Genomic DNA, 14,820 nt, shown 5'->3' with positions numbered 1-14,820 from the left:
CCATGTCAACCCAACTCAATGTTTACCGTCAGAACTATGTCTTTGGCTTTCCTGGCCAAGGCAGCGACCCCTGTGGCGCTTTGGCAGAGTTGTATCAGTGCGTTCCCCAAGCGCGGGAGCAAATTGACGCGACCCTGGCGATCATCGAACACCAGGCGGCCCAATACGAGCCAGATCCGCACCCTGGATTAGTGACCCAGGTTCTGCTGACCCATGATCACGCACTCCCCCTGCCTTCCGGCGTTGCCCAGTTGGCGCTATATGGCGCAGCGGTGGTACTCAATCAATTGCTCCAGGCGGCAGGTGTGGTCCCTGCCCTGATCGTTGCGCAAAGTTTCGGCGAAATTGCGGCCAGGGTCTGTGGCGGCGTGCTCGACATTGCGCAGGGGGCACGCGCGGTGTGCGCTCTCAATGCCGCCTACCGCGACGAGGAGGGCCGAGGCAGCATGCTGCTGATCAACCTTTCGGCGCCGGCCACCCAAGCACTGCTGGACCGCTTCCCCGAGCGCAACCTGGTACTGGGCTCGGTCAACGCACCGGCGCAATGCATCATCAGCGGCGAGACGGCAGACCTTGCGCACCTGCGTGCCCACCATGACGGCAACGCGCCGCCCTTGCGCCCGATCCCCATCGCGTACGCTTCCCACTACCCCCCTCACCTGGAAGTTGCCCGCAAGCTCTACGAAAACCTGCAGCCCCTGATACCCCAGCCGTTCCATACACCGATCTACTCCACCGTACTGGGGCGCCGCTACGAACCCGAGGATGACCTGCACCACATGTTTACCCGGGGTGTCACGCAGCCGACCAACCTGCCCCACACCTTGGCGCAGCTGCCGACGGACGAACACACCGTGTTTATCGACCTCGGGGTGAACAACGGCCTGTCCACGTGCATACACAAGAGCTTGCCCGATGCACAGGTCTACGCGCCGCTGGCACACCCCATCGAAACCCTGCGCCTGTTGTTGACCAAGACACCCCTCGAACACGAAGCGATCATGGCCCTGCGCGGCCTGGCCAATGGCCCGGTCGATGCCCAGGTTCACGCACACATGGCGAAAATCTTCCGCGACCCTGAACTGCGCCCCCGCGCCAACCAGAGCTTTCACGACGGCCATCGCCATACCTACCAGCGTTTGCAGCACCTGATGCGGCAACTGCCCGAAGGCATTCACGGGTTTGCACAACCGCAGTTATTGATGGCCGTGGCCTCTCACGCGGCAATCAACGACCCCTCGCTTTTTATGGGCTGCGTGATTCAGCAAGGGCTGTGCATCGGCACACTCCTGGCGTTCGAACAGGATCACCCGCACGCCGCGCAGTGGCGACATCAACTGGAAACCGGCGCGAGACTTGGGGTGTACGCACTGACTGAGATAGGTCGCAGCAACTCCCATATGGGGGCCTGTGTCGAAGCAGTATTCGACCCCCAAACCCGCACGTTTGTGCTGAACACGCCAAACAAAGCGGCGCTGAAATTCGCCAACGTCGGCATCAATAACCTGGACAAGATGGGCGTGGTGTTTGCCCAGGTAACCGTGCAGGGCCAGGCCTGTGGCGTGTTCGCGTTTGTACTGCCACTGAGTGACGCCAAGGGCCCGCGCCCAGGGGTTTGCATGTCGTCACCGGCGGAGATTCGCGCAGTGCCGCTCGATTATGGCCTGGCAAGCTTTGACCGGGTGCGCCTACCGTTCGACGCGTGGCTGTGCGATGGCGCCTCGATCGACGCGGCCAATCACTTCCACGACCCATTGGGCAGCACCGACCGCCGCCTGATTCGCTCACTGTTTGCGCCCAAAAATGTCTGGGCCATGGTCGGTATCGGCTTGAGTTCGGTGATGCTGGCCTGTGCAACCCTGGCCCTGACCCATGCCAACCGGCGCACCACCCAGGCGCGGATCGGCAACGGCACCGGCTTGCTGGCTTTTCGTACCCAACGCCGTGCGCTGTTCGGCTGCCTGGCCACGGCCTACGTCATGAAGTGCTTTGCCAATGACTCCGCGCGCCTGTGGATCGAAGGCACGGCCAGCCAGGCATCGCTGCAGACCACCGGCAGCGGCGACGTGACGTGGACCCCATGGGCCGCCATCAGCCAGACCCTGGCCCTGACCAAGGCCCTCTGCGCGCCCGCCGCCGAGGCGCTGGCCACCGAATGCCGATTGCGCTGCGGAGTGGCCGGCGCGCTCAACCTCAATCGCTTCGCCGACTACGAAGGCATGGCCAAGATCTACCAGGATGCCGGTGGCAATAACCGCATGATCCTGTTGGACGCGGCCAAGGTCCTGATCGGTCAGCCCTTGGACGAACCCACCCGGCCAGACCCGCAAGGTGCACTGGATGATGCCGCGTACTGGCAGGCCATGGCGCACACCCTGGAGTATCGCTTGCTCAAGCAAGTGGCCGAGCATGTCGCCCAGCATAGCGGCGAGGGTGAGGACGACATGCAGGTATGGAACTCGCAATTGATGATCGTTGCCCGCGCGGGTGAGGCCTACGCCCAGCGCCTGGCCATCCAGAGCGCGGTGCAGGCGAGCCACTCGCTGCCCCAGGGCCTGGCCAGGGAACTGGGTAGCGCGTTGTGCGGGATGTATGTGCTGGAATACCTGAATAAACACGCCGCCTGGTTTATCAGCGAAGGCCTTATGGACATTGCGCGCTACCGCGCCCTTGAGGAGCGCCTTGATGCGTTGAGCGATTACCTGGCCGCGCACGTTGAGCTATTGATTGAGGCGTTCGGCCATGGCGAGGCCACCCGCGCGGCAATCGCCGATACAGCGCCATACCCCGATGCACTGGCCAACAAACTGCAGTGGGCCGTCGGCTGAAAAACCCCGCTATCCTGAGCCTTGAGGGCCATGCATTACGAAGAGTTGTGAGCATTCACAGATTTATTTTCACTTGGCCCTATCACTTTTTGATTCTCGTCCGGCACCTAGGCAATTGAGAAATATTTCCATTCCGGAGCCGCCCTATGTCCCGCACACTAGACACCTTGTTGCGCCCCAGCCTGCTAGCCGTGGCGATCGCCCTCAGCGCCCCGCTGGCCAGTACTGCGCTGATCGCCGCCGAACAGGCATCCAGCGTGCGTGCCTACAACCTGCCGGCCGCACCGTTGGCCAGCACCCTGAACCAGATCGCCAGCCAGGCCGGCCTCGCGCTGACCCTCAGCCCGGCACTGGCCGCCGGCAAGACCTCGGCCCCGGTCAAGGGCCAGTTCGATGCCCCGGGCGCACTGCGCGAGGCCTTGCGTGGCACTGGGTTGCAGCTGGAGCAAAGCAGCGCGGGCACCTACAGCCTGGTAGCGATTCCAGAGGGTGTGGTGTCGTTGCCGCAGACCAATATCACCGGGCAGGGGAATTACGAGAGCGCGTGGGGGCCGGTGGAGGGTTATGTGGCTACGCGTACGGCGGCTGGGACCAAGACCGATACAGCCCTGGTAGAAGCACCTCGCTCGATTTCCGTCGCCACCCGCCAGCAAATGCAGGATCGCAACGTGCAGAACCTGGATGACGCGGTCAAGTACATGCCTGGCATCGTGTCCGCCAGCTACGGCAGTGACACCCGCTATGACTGGATGCGCGTACGTGGCTTCGAACCCACCCATTTCCTCGATGGCCTGCCATTGCCACGTGGCGTGTACGCCAACCCGAAAGCGGAAACCTGGAACCTCGACCGCCTCGCCCTGCTGCGTGGCCCGGCTTCGTCGGTCTACGGCCAGACCCCGCCAGGCGGTCTGCTGGATATGGTCAGCCGGCGCCCCAGCGCGGAATCGAGCAATGCCATCCAGGTGCAATACGGCAGCGACAACTACCGCCAGATCAACTTCGCCAGCACCGGCAAGATCGATGATGACGGCCAGTTCCTCTATGGCCTCAGTGGCGTGGTGCGCGACGCCGGCACCCAGGTCGATCACATCGACAACAAGCGCTACAACATTGCGCCCAGCCTGACCTGGAACATCGACACCGATACCAAGCTGACCCTGCTCTCGCAGTTCACTCGCGACGATACCGGCACCACCAGCCAGTTCCTGCCGATCGTGGGCACCAAGATCAAGTCGCCGCTGGGCGACGTCTCCCACCACAAGAACCTGGGTGACCCGGACTACGAGTTCTACGACCGTACCTACTACGCCTTGGGCTACGCCTTTGAACACCGTTTCAACGATACCTGGCAGTTCAAGCAAAACCTGCGTTATACCAAGTCGGAGCTGTCGTTCCAGCAACTGACCGTGGGCTCTTACTTCTACGCTCCGGTGGACGCCGAGGGCAACATCAGCCGCTCCTCGACCAATGTGGACGAGGACATCGCGCAGTTTGCAGTGGACAACAATTTCCAGGCTGACTTCGCTACCGGCAATATCAACCACACTGTGCTGATCGGCCTGGATCATCAGCGCACTAACTCCTCCTATCTGTCCATTTTCGGCGGCGCCGGCACAGTTAACATCTACAAGCCGGTTTATGGGCAGCCAATTGAGCGCCCGGCGCGCAAAGATGCGTACTACGACTACGACCAGAAAACCGTCCAGACCGGCCTCTACGTGCAAGACCAGATGGCCCTGGACCAATGGCGCCTGACCCTGGGCGGCCGTGAAGACTGGGTGCATCAAGGCACCACGTACCTCAACAAGAGCGACGCGACCAACACCGACCGCAGCAAGAACTTCAGTGGCAACGCGGCACTGAGTTATGTGTTCGACTCGGGTTTTGTACCGTACCTGTCCTACGCCGAATCATTCCAGCCAGCGAGCAACGCCAGCGTCGACCCGGTCAAGTCGTACAAACCTACCGAAGGCAAGCAGTGGGAACTGGGGGTCAAGTATCAGCCACCTGGCTCCAATACCCTGCTTAGCGCGGCGGTGTATGACCTGACCCAGAAAAACGTGCTGGTCACCCGATTCGGCTCGGCTGGCGAGTCGATCACCGACCAGGCCGGCGAAGTGAAGGTCAAGGGCCTGGAACTGGAAGCGGTGTCTGACGTGACCGAGAACCTCAAGGTCATCGCTGCCTACACCCTGGCCAAATCCGAAGTGCAAACAGGCATCTACAAAGGCAACCGCCTGCAACTGATACCCAACCAGCAAGCCTCCCTGTGGACCGACTACACCTGGCACGATGGCGTGCTCGACGGTTTCGGCATTGGCGCTGGCGCCCGCTACACCGGCAACACCTATGGCGACCAGGGCAACACCTGGCTGGGCAAGGCCGATGCCTACACCGTGTTCGATGCGTCGGTGCATTACGATCTCGGCCGCCTGGACAACAGCCTCAAGGGTGCCTCGGTGAAACTGAACGCCACCAACCTGTTCGACAAGCAGTACATCTCCACCTGTGATGCGTCCTACTGCTACTACGGTGATCAACGCAGCGTCGTCGCCAGTGCCACTTACCAGTGGTAATCGGCTGAGTTAACAACCAGGCCGCCCCGTGGGGCGGCTTTGGTGTGTCTGAAGGCTATGAAATGAAAAGCACAACCATCCGCCGCTGGTCCTTCATCCACACCTGGACCAGCCTGATCTGCACCGTGTTCCTGCTGATGCTGGCGCTGACCGGGCTGCCGCTGATCTTTCACCACGAGATCGATCACCTGCTGGGCAATGAACCCGAGCTCAAGCAGATGCCGGCCGATACCCCGCAGCTCAATCTCGAGCAACTGGTGGCCAAGGCCCAGGCCCATCGCCCTGGCGAAGCCATGCAGTACCTGGCCTGGGACGAAGACGACAAGAACGGTGTGATTGCGATCATGGCGGCCACCGCCGGGACCGAGCCCAATTCGTCCCACACCTTTATGCTCGACGCGCGCACCGGCGAAAGTGTGGAGATGCCGTCGGCCAACGGCGGCTTGACGATGTTCCTGCTGCGCCTGCATGTGGATATGTTCGCCGGGCTGCCGGGCAAATTGCTGCTGGCGTTCATGGGGGTGCTGTTTGTGCTGGCGATTGTTTCCGGCACGGTGTTGTACCTGCCGTTCATGCGGCGCTTGAAGTTCGCCACGGTGCGCCAGGACAAGTCCACGCGCCTGCGTTGGCTGGACCTGCATAACCTGATCGGTGTCGTCACCCTGACCTGGGCGCTGGTGGTGGGCGTCACCGGGGTGATCAGCGCCTGCGCCGACCTGATCATCGCCGCGTGGCGCAGCGACAGCCTCACCGCGATGATCGAGCCCTACAAGAACGCGCCGCCGCTGACCTTGCGTGCGCCGGCCACCAACCTGCTGAACATCGCCGAACAAGTCGCACCGGGCATGACCCCAGATTTTATTGCGTTCCCTGGCACGCGGTTTTCCAGCGAGCATCACTACGCGGTATTCATGAAAGGCAGCACGCACCTGACCTCGCACCTGCTGACCCCGGTGCTGATCGACGCCAGCGACCTGAGCGTCACCGCCGTGGCCGAGCGGCCGTGGTACATGGACGCCATGGGCATGTCCCAGCCCCTGCACTTTGGCGACTATGGCGGCATGCCGATGAAAATCCTCTGGGCGGTGCTGGATGTGCTGACCATCATCGTGTTGGGCAGCGGTGTGTACCTGTGGTTGGTGCGGCGCAAGGCGGCCAGGCCATGAGGCCCCGGCAGTCGAATTTCTGGAAGGTGTTCGGGGTGCCCTTGGTGATCGGGCTGCTCAGTGCTGCCGGGTTGTTTGCGGCGTTGCTGGGGGATGGGGGTTGGGATTCCCTCAGTTGGCTTGGGCTGGGGATCCCGGCGGCAATCGGTGTCTGGGGGTTGCTGCGGCGGCCGTGAGGACGCCATCGCAGGCAAGCCAGCTCCCCCACTTTGATGTGCGAACACCGTCCAATGTGGGAGCTGGCTTGCCTGCGATGAGGCCCGCAAAAACAACCAAGATCCCCCTCGCCAGTCACCTCGCAACTGTCTAGTCTATGGCCGACCCTTTCCGAGGATTGCCCATGTTCGCGCCCAGCATGACCTTGTTCCACAACCCCGCTTCGCCGTTTGTCCGCAAAGTTTTGGTGCTGCTCCACGAAACCGGCCAGCAAGAGCGGGTTACTCTGGAGACCGTGCTGGTCACGCCGGTCAACCCGATCACCGCGTTGAACGAGGGCAACCCCCTGGGCAAGATCCCGGCCCTGCGCCTGGCCGATGGCAATGTGTTGCACGACAGCCGGGTGATCCTCGACTACTTCGACCACCAGCACGTCGGCAACCCGCTGATCCCCCGCGACGGCTCGGCCCGCTGGCGCCGCCTGACCCTGGCCTCGACGGCCGATGGGATCATGGACGCGGCGGTGTTGGTGCGCTATGAAACCGCCCTGCGTCCGGCCGACAAACACTGGGACAGCTGGCTGCAGGAGCAGCGCAACAAGATCCGCCGCGCCCTGGCAGAGTTGGAACAGGACGCCATCGCAGAGCTGGCCAGCCATTTCGACATCGCCGCCATCAGCGTCGCCTGCGCCCTGGCGTACCTGGACTTTCGCCATCCGGACCTGCGCTGGCGTTCAAGCAATCCCAAACTGGCCGCCTGGTACGCCGAGGTCAGTCAGCGGCCTTCGATGTTGGCGACCCAGCCGCCGGCCTGAGTGGTGCCTCCCTTGTAGGGGCGAGCTGGCTCGCGAAGGTATTCCAGGCGCATTGTCGAGGGGGAGGCACGCCCGCTCCAAGGGTCGGGCAGCAATGCCCTGATCATCGCCACCAGCTCTCCCCTCTCCCGCTGATCCTCACGTAAGCCGATCATTGCACCGCCTCCAGGTCAAACGCCAACGGCTCGGCCACCTTGCGTTTGCCCACGCCATACCAGTCCAGTTTGCGCGTCAGGACCATCACCGTGCCCAGCAGCCCGAACAGTAACAACGAGCCCATCAGCAGCGCGTAGTCCTCGGCGCTCAACAACCCGTACAGCAAGCCATACAGCGCCGCCAACCCCGCCGAGAACCCCAGGCCGTGGGCCACGCTGCGCAGCACATGGCACACATAAAAACCGATCAACAACACACAGGCACTGGCCGAAATCAGGTACGCCAGGGCAAAGCCGATATGCTCGGACAGCGACAACAGCAGCAGGTAGAAAAACGCCAGGGCCACCCCCACCAACGCGTACTGGATCGGGTGTACCGCCAGGCTCTTGAGCACTTCGAACAGGAAGAAGCCGGCGAATGTCAGGGCGATAAACAGCAGCGCATATTTGATCGCGCGATCGCTCTTGAGGTACTGGTCCACCGGGTCGATAAAGTTCACGCCGAAGCTGCGCTGGTTGAAGTCCTCGCAGCGACTGCCGACCACACAGCCTCCCAGTGATTCTTCAAGGTTGGTGGAGAAAAACGAGGTCTGCCAGCTGGCGCTAAAACCTTGGTCGTTGATCTCGCGCTGCACCGGCAGGAAGTTGCCGACGAAGCTTGGATGGGGCCAGTTGGAGGCCAGCTTGACCTTACTCGTCTTGCCCACCGGCAGCACCAGCAGTTGTTCGGTACCTTGCAGCCGCAGGTCGAACGCGAAGTCCAGCGGCGCGGGGTTCTTGCTGTCCTGGGCGGGCAACGGTACATGCACACCGGCGCCAAGGAAGCTCACCTGGGTGCCCGGGGCAAACTCCAGGCGCTGGCTGCCCAGCTCCAGTTTCAGGGCGTTTTCAATGCCGCGGATATCGCTGATACCGACCGCCAAAAATGCCTGGCCAAACGTGTAATCGGCAAAGTCCTCCTTGATGCCCATCTGCGCCGGCAGCACAAAGCGGCCGCTGATGCGGTTGTCGGCATGGAACAGCCGCGCCTGGTAGATCCCCCGGGCGCGCAGTTCGGTTTGTACCTTGCCGTCGAGTTCGAACTGCTCCGGCAGGAAGTACAGGCGGCCATCTTCTTCGCTGAGCACTTCATAGCGTTTGTTGAGTTTTTCGTTGAGCTTCCACTCACGCACGGTCTTGCGATACGGCACCACCATCAACGGCCCGCTGACCTGCTGGCTGTAGCTGGAGCTGCGGGCAATGTCCATCAAGACGCCGTCGCGCAGTTCCTGGCGGTCGTTGATGATGCCGTTGATCATCAGCAACGGAATCAGCAATAGCAGGATCAGCAGCGCGATGGCGCCCAGTTTGAATAGCAGGCTGCGGTTCATGGGTCTCTCCCTGTTTTGATGGGGAGAGTCTGGCGGCGGCCTGTGGGGGATTTATGAGGGCAATGTGGAGACTGTGTGGAGATGCAGCACCACTTGCACGCCACCCGGGACGTTGCCGATCTGCAATGAGCCGCCGTGCAGCTTCACTACTTCTTCGACAAAATTCAGGCCCAGGCCGGTGCTTTTGCGCCCGCTGGCCGGGCGCGGCAGGGAGTAGAAGCGCTCGCTCAGGCGTGGCAGCGCGTATTCGGGGATCGGTGCGGCCTGGTTGAACAGGCACACATCCACATCGTGATGCCGCTCCTGGGCACTAAAGCGCAGAGTGCCGCCGGGCGGGGTAAAGTCCAGGGCGTTTTCCAGCAGGTTGCCCAAGGCCTGGCGCAGTAAAAACGGCTCGCCATACAGCTTCACATCCGCTTCGATCAGGCGCTCGACCTGCAACCCGGCCTGTTCGATCCGCGCGCATTGCGCCTTGAGGACTTCATCGACCAAGGCGGCCAACGGTACCTGGACTTGCTGCTCCAGCCCCTGGCGTTGCTCGACCTGGGCCAGGTTCAGCAGACGCTCGATCAACTGCTGCAAGCGCGCGCTTTCGCTGGCGATATTGCCGACAAACCGCTGTTGCTGGGCGACAGTCATTTCCCCCTGCAACAACTCCGCCGCTCCGCGAATCGCCGCCAACGGGCTTTTCAGTTCGTGGGTCAGGGTGTGCACGTAACGCTCGACGTAGGCCTTGCCCTCCAGTTGCGTGCGCATGTGCTCCACAGCGGTGGACAACTGCGCCAGTTCACCGCCGCGATAATGCGGCAACTCGGCGCGCCGCCCCTCGCTGACCGCCTGGGCATAGGTGGTCAGGCGGCGTAGCGCAGCACTCAACCACCATGACAGCAACGCCCCCAGCAACAAGCCCAGCGCCACCAGGCCGGCGCCGTACCACAGCAGGCGGCGCTCGGTGCGGTCGACATAGGGCTGTAGCGAACTGTTGGGCTTGGCCACGGTAACGGCGCCGATGATCTGCCCGTTATCGCGGATCGGCGCGCCGACATGCATCACCGACGACGCCGGGTCATCGGCATCGCTGCGGGTCGAGCGGGCGCCGTACTCACCGCGCAGGGTTAGGTACACGTCGTTCCATTTCGAGTAGTCCTGGCCCACGGCTGTACCTGCCGAGTCCAGCAGCACAACGCCCCGGGCGTCGGTCACATAGATGCGGTGGTTGACCTGATTCTTCGCCAGCCCCCAGATCGTCGCGCCCGGCTGGCGCTCGCCGTAGGCCTTGAGCACGGTAGGCCAGTGGCTTTGGCCGAGGGTGCCGTTTTTCACATCGTCACGCAGGATTTCCGCCAGCAGGTTGGCGGTATCTACCAGGGTTTCCTCGGTGGACTGACGCACGCCGGGGCGGATTTCCTTCATCACCGTGTTGAGCACAAAGTAGCCGGTGAGGCCGATAAACAGCGCATACACCAGGAAAATCCGCAGCCCCATGCGCATCAGGCGTGGCTCGGGCTGTAGCTGTAGCCCAGGCCCCGATGGGTCTGGATCGGCTCGGCCTCGGCGACCACGCCACGCAACTTGCTGCGCAGGCTTTTGATATGGCTGTCGATATTGCGCTCGTAGCCGGCATCGGCGGCCACGCCGACGGCATCCAGCAGTTGCTCGCGGCTGAATACCCGCCCGGGCTGTTCCAGCAGGCAGTTGAGCAGGCGGAACTCATGCCGGGTCAGGCCCAGCAACTGGCCGCGATAGTGGATCTGCACCCGCTCGTGGTCCACCTGGAACGGCCCGCCGCTGGCCGGCGCTGGCACCGGTGCCACGCGCTTTAAGATCGCCTTGACCCGCGCCGCCACTTCCCGCGGGCTGAAGGGCTTGACCACATAATCATCCGCGCCGATTTCCAGGCCCACCACACGGTCGATTTCACCGTCGCGGGCACTGAGGAACATCACCGGTACTTCACTGAAGCGGCGCAGTTGCTTGCAGGTTTCAAAGCCACTGATGTCCGGCAGGCCGATGTCGAGGATCAGCAGGTCGGCCGGGGTTTGGCGTTGATGCTCCAGCGCCGCCTGGCCGAGGGTCAGCCAGGTGGTGGTAAAGCCTTCGCCTTGCAGGGCAAAAATCAGCGTATCGGCGATGGCCGCTTCGTCTTCGACAATCAGGATATGAGGCATGGCGTCCGAGCACTGGGAGCTAAAGGTGAACGGTGCCCCATGCCTTATGCGGCGTCAATCAGCAGTCGGGCTTGTCCGCGGTATAGCGGCGGGCCGGGTTCACGGCGGCGCCGAACTCACGCAGGGCCTTGGCCCCGATCAGCAGCGGGTAGTTGAAGCTGCTGCGGTCGGTAAGGTTGACCTCCACCGTGCGCTTGACGTTGCCCAGGCACATTTCCAGGTCCACCACCGGGCGCTTGGCCACGCTGGTTTCTTCGCCGTCTTCATCTTCGTCGGCGCGGTTCTTGATCTTGCTGATGCGCGCCACTTTGTGTTCGTAGACCTTGTTGCTCACGTCCTTGCCGCTGAGACGGAACCGCACCCAGTCCTCGCCATCTCGGGTGAAGGTCTCGATGTCGCGGGCCGACAGAGAGGCGGTCAACGCGCCGGTGTCCATCTTGGCCTTGAAGGTCTCGCCGATTTCCGGCAACTGGATATATTCGTAGCGCCCGTACAGGGTCGGCTCGGCGGCCATCACGGGCAGGGCAACCACGGCTAATAGGGCAAGGAGGGATTTCACGTAGGAGGATTCCTTGAAGTAAGTAGACGAATACTAGACTGCAAACGCTGCCTAAAGTTGGATCGTTGCCCAGCATACGCAACACAAAGTGAAACATTCGTCAGGCCATTTGCGATTTGGCCTCTAGACTCAAGCTGCTTATCATGGCCCGTCCAATCGCTTGCAAGAGTTGCTTATGCGCCGCCTGCTCACCGGCTGTTTCGTCACACTGCTGCTGTTACTCAACACACTGATCCTGATCGGCCCGCTGCTGGTATTCGCCCTGCTCAAGCTGGTGGCGCCCGGGCGGTCACGCGATTACGCCTCCTGGGCCGTGATGTGGATCGCCGAGACCTGGGCCGAGATCGACAAGCTGATCTTTGCCCTGTGCATCCCCACCCAATGGGATATTCGCGGCGACACTGGGCTGAGGGTCGATACCTCATACCTGGTGATCAGCAACCATCAGTCCTGGGTGGATATCCCGGCGCTGATCCAGACCCTCAACCGGCGCACGCCGTTCTTCAAGTTCTTCCTGAAAAAGGAGCTGATCTGGGTGCCGTTCCTGGGCCTGGCCTGGTGGGCCCTGGATTACCCGTTCATGAAGCGCTACAGCAAGGCGTTCCTGGCCAAGCACCCGGAACTGGCGGGCCAGGACCTGAAGATCACCAAACAGGCCTGCGAGCTGTTCAAGCGCCAGCCGGTGACGGTGGTCAACTACCTGGAAGGCACGCGTTTTACCGAGGCCAAGCGTGCCCAGCAGGGCTCACCTTTCACTCACCTGCTCAAGCCCAAGGCCGGTGGCGTGGCGTTTGTGCTGGCCGCGATGGGCGAACAGCTGGATGCGATCCTCGACGTGACCGTGGTGTATCCACAGCAGAAGATTCCAGGGTTCTGGGACTTGATCAGCGGCGCGGTGCCGCGCGTCATTGTTGATATCCGCACCCGCGAGCTGGATCCGGCGTTGTGGCAGGGGGATTACGAGAATGATCCGGCGTTTCGCCAGACCGTCCAGAACTGGGTCAACCAGCTCTGGATGGAGAAGGATGCGCGCATTGCCCAACTGCGCGCCGAGCGACCTTAGCTACCGGTACCCCAGGCCTGGGCCAGTTTGCCAAGCAGTGAGCTGTCGGCACCCTGGCCGCCCAGGTATTGCAGGATCACCGGGGCAAACTGGCCGATCATGCCGCTGTCCATGCCCAAGGCGCTGAACGCGGTGTTCAGGTCGTTGGTGTTCTTCACGTTACCCAGCACGCCGTCCAGGCCGCTGGTCTTGCTGCCACCGTTCTGGCCAAGCATGCCGCTCAAGGCGCCAAGGCTGCCCAATGCGTTGTTGCCCGACAGCTTGTCCAGGCCCGGTACGCTTTTGCCCAACTGCGAATAATCGGTGCTGCTCAGTTGGTTCTTGGCCAGGCCCAGCATCGCACCGGTACCGCCGACGGCCTGCTCCGGGGTGACATTCAGTTGCTGGGTCAGTGCGCCCAGCAAGCCAGCGGTCTGTGAGGTCGGCGCAGCGGCGGCGGCCTTGTTGGTGCCCTGGGCGCCAGAAACGGCGTTGGCCACATCGCCCAGGCTGAAACCTGCTGCAAATACCGGGCTGGCCGCCACGGTCAGGAGGCAGGACAGGGCAAAACCGCGTGAAATCTTCATCGAGACAACCTCGTAAATGTAGGAGCTAAAGCAGCCGTTTGACTCAGCATCCAACAGGTTGTTCCACGTCACAGATTTGTTCAGAAAAGCACCAAAGCCCGGCACCATCAAACTGCCACTAGGAACCCATCGCCTGCCACAGGGTCAATCAACACACTACAAAACTTGTCAGGAAGAGCCTTATGACTGCGTCCCAACCCCCAGTGATCGAGCACAAGCCCTCATTCTGGACCCGCCCGCGCCTGTTCATCGGCGTCTGCGTGGTGGTGGTTGCCGGTATCGGCGGCGCGCTCTACACCCAGGACAGCGTCAAGTCCGCCGCGACCCTGGTCAGCAGCACCCAACAACCGGCGGCGCAAATTGTGGCGCACAAGGATTACCTGGAAGTCCAGCCCATCGCCGCCACCGCGCCTGAGCCGGACCGCAGCCTCGAACTGTGGGCCCTGCCGGCCGGCGGCACGCCTGTGTCTTTGGGCCTGTTGCCTGAAGATGGCAAAGGCATCATCGGCCTCAACCCACGCCAGCAGGAAACCATCAGCCAGCCGGTGGAGTTAATGGTCAGTTCGGAAACCAAAGGTGGCTCGGTGAGCAAGCAGCCTACCGGCCCGACGGTGTACCAGGGCGCGCTGGCAATTCGCTAACCGCCCTGCCTCCCCTCAAAAAACACTGTGGAAACGGGCTTGCCCGTGATAGCGCACGCGCCGTGAAGTTCGCAAAAAAAACCTGCTCCTTTGCAGGTTTTTTTGCGCCTGCGCATTTGCTCGGTCGCAGTCGCGGCGTTTGAAATAAGACACGTACTTTTAATTGTATTTGATTTTATCTAACTGTCATTTCCCACAGTAGGCACCCTCCAACTCCCGTTGCAACATGAAGCCTCCCACAACAAAGGAACGTTGATCAGGCACAGCAAAATTGCAATCGGAGCACTCGTCTTCATGGCCCTGACCGGTCAGACCCTGGCGGCAGACATTAGTAGTTGTCCCGACGTAAGCGCGATCAAATCGTCACCCTACAGCGACCCCGCGCTTGGAACGTTTGCTGATGGTTTCAAATACGAAGCCAGCAGCAACGGCAAGAAGTGGGAGGGCGTAACGGCCGGCACCGACGATGACTACCTTGATCCCAAATACAAACTCAAAGCTGAAGGCTTCAACCAGGCAAATGGCAAGCTGACATGTATTTATGGTGGCGAGGCGGTGAAGGCGGGCGAACCTGGTAAAGAAGTCTATTCCAACCCCTTCCTGAAATTACATGCCCCCGAGTAGTCCGCCCCGGTATCAAAACGCAAAAACGATGACCGTTGGATCTAATGCCGATCAGTCAAGAGAAGGCGCAGACAGGCCGCTGTTCGCTCTTGGTTGGTCGGCATTAACCTCGGGTCACCGTTTTGTATTACGAG

13 protein-coding genes are annotated in these 14,820 nt (G+C 61.8%); 8 read left to right on the top strand and 5 right to left on the bottom strand.

Features of this window, described 5'->3' with window-relative positions:
- Window positions 1-2 precede the first annotated feature (2 nt).
- The 5 genes from AC19YY_RS08725 to AC19YY_RS08705 all read left to right on the top strand — a co-directional run bounded on the left by AC19YY_RS08725 (window position 3) and on the right by AC19YY_RS08705 (window position 7,540).
- Window positions 3-2,828 (top strand): acyltransferase domain-containing protein, encoded by a 2,826-nt coding sequence (locus AC19YY_RS08725; protein WP_500604064.1) that lies wholly within the window; start codon window positions 3-5, stop codon window positions 2,826-2,828.
- A gap of 146 nt (window positions 2,829-2,974) precedes the next feature.
- Window positions 2,975-5,404, top strand: coding sequence for a TonB-dependent siderophore receptor (locus AC19YY_RS08720; protein ID WP_172313580.1), 2,430 nt, complete (start codon window positions 2,975-2,977; stop codon window positions 5,402-5,404).
- Window positions 5,405-5,466: 62 nt separating this feature from the next.
- Entirely contained in the window at window positions 5,467-6,570 is a 1,104-nt protein-coding gene (locus AC19YY_RS08715; protein WP_500604063.1) for a PepSY-associated TM helix domain-containing protein, read from the top strand.
- Window positions 6,567-6,746, top strand: a complete 180-nt coding sequence (locus AC19YY_RS08710; RefSeq protein ID WP_169953736.1) for a hypothetical protein — start codon at window positions 6,567-6,569, stop codon at window positions 6,744-6,746. Before AC19YY_RS08715 ends, AC19YY_RS08710 begins: the two co-directional genes overlap by 4 nt.
- A gap of 164 nt (window positions 6,747-6,910) precedes the next feature.
- The gene (locus AC19YY_RS08705; protein ID WP_169953735.1) at window positions 6,911-7,540 is read left to right on the top strand and encodes a glutathione S-transferase family protein; all 630 of its coding nucleotides are present in this window, start codon (window positions 6,911-6,913) and stop codon (window positions 7,538-7,540) included.
- A gap of 151 nt (window positions 7,541-7,691) precedes the next feature.
- Here the strand turns inward: AC19YY_RS08705 and creD are convergent, their stop codons facing one another.
- From creD to rloA2, 4 genes are read right to left on the bottom strand one after another with little or no spacing between them, the layout of a single operon-like run.
- On the bottom strand, window positions 7,692-9,065 hold the full coding sequence (gene creD, locus AC19YY_RS08700) for a cell envelope integrity protein CreD (RefSeq protein ID WP_169953733.1): 1,374 nt from the start codon (window positions 9,063-9,065) through the stop codon (window positions 7,692-7,694).
- A gap of 51 nt (window positions 9,066-9,116) precedes the next feature.
- Entirely contained in the window at window positions 9,117-10,556 is a 1,440-nt protein-coding gene (gene creC, locus AC19YY_RS08695; RefSeq protein ID WP_500604062.1) for a two-component system sensor histidine kinase CreC, read from the bottom strand.
- Window positions 10,556-11,233, bottom strand: coding sequence for a two-component system response regulator CreB (gene creB, locus AC19YY_RS08690; protein ID WP_500604061.1), 678 nt, complete (start codon window positions 11,231-11,233; stop codon window positions 10,556-10,558). Before creB ends, creC begins: the two co-directional genes overlap by 1 nt.
- 58 nt (window positions 11,234-11,291) lie before the next feature.
- Entirely contained in the window at window positions 11,292-11,792 is a 501-nt protein-coding gene (gene rloA2 / locus AC19YY_RS08685; protein WP_029296952.1) for a retropepsin-like aspartic peptidase RloA2, read from the bottom strand.
- A 175-nt stretch (window positions 11,793-11,967) separates the two neighbouring features.
- Between rloA2 and yihG the strand changes: the two genes are divergently transcribed.
- Entirely contained in the window at window positions 11,968-12,855 is an 888-nt protein-coding gene (gene yihG / locus AC19YY_RS08680) for a 1-acylglycerol-3-phosphate O-acyltransferase, YihG family (protein WP_169953727.1), read from the top strand.
- Here yihG and AC19YY_RS08675 read toward each other — a convergent pair.
- Window positions 12,852-13,421 carry a DUF2780 domain-containing protein gene (locus AC19YY_RS08675; protein ID WP_170042198.1) on the bottom strand — a complete coding sequence of 190 codons (570 nt, stop codon included), beginning with the start codon at window positions 13,419-13,421 and terminating at the stop codon, window positions 12,852-12,854. The genes yihG and AC19YY_RS08675 overlap by 4 nt on opposite strands.
- 182 nt (window positions 13,422-13,603) lie before the next feature.
- Here AC19YY_RS08675 and AC19YY_RS08670 point away from each other — a divergent pair, with 182 nt between their 5' ends.
- Together AC19YY_RS08670 and AC19YY_RS08665 are read left to right on the top strand one after the other, a co-directional pair.
- Entirely contained in the window at window positions 13,604-14,062 is a 459-nt protein-coding gene (locus AC19YY_RS08670; RefSeq protein WP_169953723.1) for an anti-sigma factor domain-containing protein, read from the top strand.
- 294 nt (window positions 14,063-14,356) lie between these two features.
- Complete coding sequence (locus AC19YY_RS08665; protein ID WP_500604060.1) at window positions 14,357-14,686, top strand: hypothetical protein; 330 nt, start codon at window positions 14,357-14,359, stop codon at window positions 14,684-14,686.
- The last annotated feature ends 134 nt before the right edge of the window (window positions 14,687-14,820 follow it).

The organism is Pseudomonas sp. MF09156, from assembly GCF_059862305.1.
Note: the sequence above shows the minus strand (reverse complement) of the source record. Positions and strands in the feature narration are given on the sequence as shown.

Coding starts and splice junctions, on each gene's coding strand:
- AC19YY_RS08670 (WP_169953723.1), top strand. CDS start 13,604: ATGACTGCGTCCCAACCCCCAGTGATCGAGCACAAGCCCTCATTCTGG.
- AC19YY_RS08715 (WP_500604063.1), top strand. CDS start 5,467: ATGAAAAGCACAACCATCCGCCGCTGGTCCTTCATCCACACCTGGACC.
- AC19YY_RS08720 (WP_172313580.1), top strand. CDS start 2,975: ATGTCCCGCACACTAGACACCTTGTTGCGCCCCAGCCTGCTAGCCGTG.
- yihG (WP_169953727.1), top strand. CDS start 11,968: ATGCGCCGCCTGCTCACCGGCTGTTTCGTCACACTGCTGCTGTTACTC.
- creB (WP_500604061.1), bottom strand. CDS start 11,233: ATGCCTCATATCCTGATTGTCGAAGACGAAGCGGCCATCGCCGATACG.
- AC19YY_RS08705 (WP_169953735.1), top strand. CDS start 6,911: ATGTTCGCGCCCAGCATGACCTTGTTCCACAACCCCGCTTCGCCGTTT.
- AC19YY_RS08675 (WP_170042198.1), bottom strand. CDS start 13,421: ATGAAGATTTCACGCGGTTTTGCCCTGTCCTGCCTCCTGACCGTGGCG.
- AC19YY_RS08725 (WP_500604064.1), top strand. CDS start 3: ATGTCAACCCAACTCAATGTTTACCGTCAGAACTATGTCTTTGGCTTT.
- creD (WP_169953733.1), bottom strand. CDS start 9,065: ATGAACCGCAGCCTGCTATTCAAACTGGGCGCCATCGCGCTGCTGATC.
- creC (WP_500604062.1), bottom strand. CDS start 10,556: ATGCGCATGGGGCTGCGGATTTTCCTGGTGTATGCGCTGTTTATCGGC.
- AC19YY_RS08710 (WP_169953736.1), top strand. CDS start 6,567: ATGAGGCCCCGGCAGTCGAATTTCTGGAAGGTGTTCGGGGTGCCCTTG.
- AC19YY_RS08665 (WP_500604060.1), top strand. CDS start 14,357: ATGGCCCTGACCGGTCAGACCCTGGCGGCAGACATTAGTAGTTGTCCC.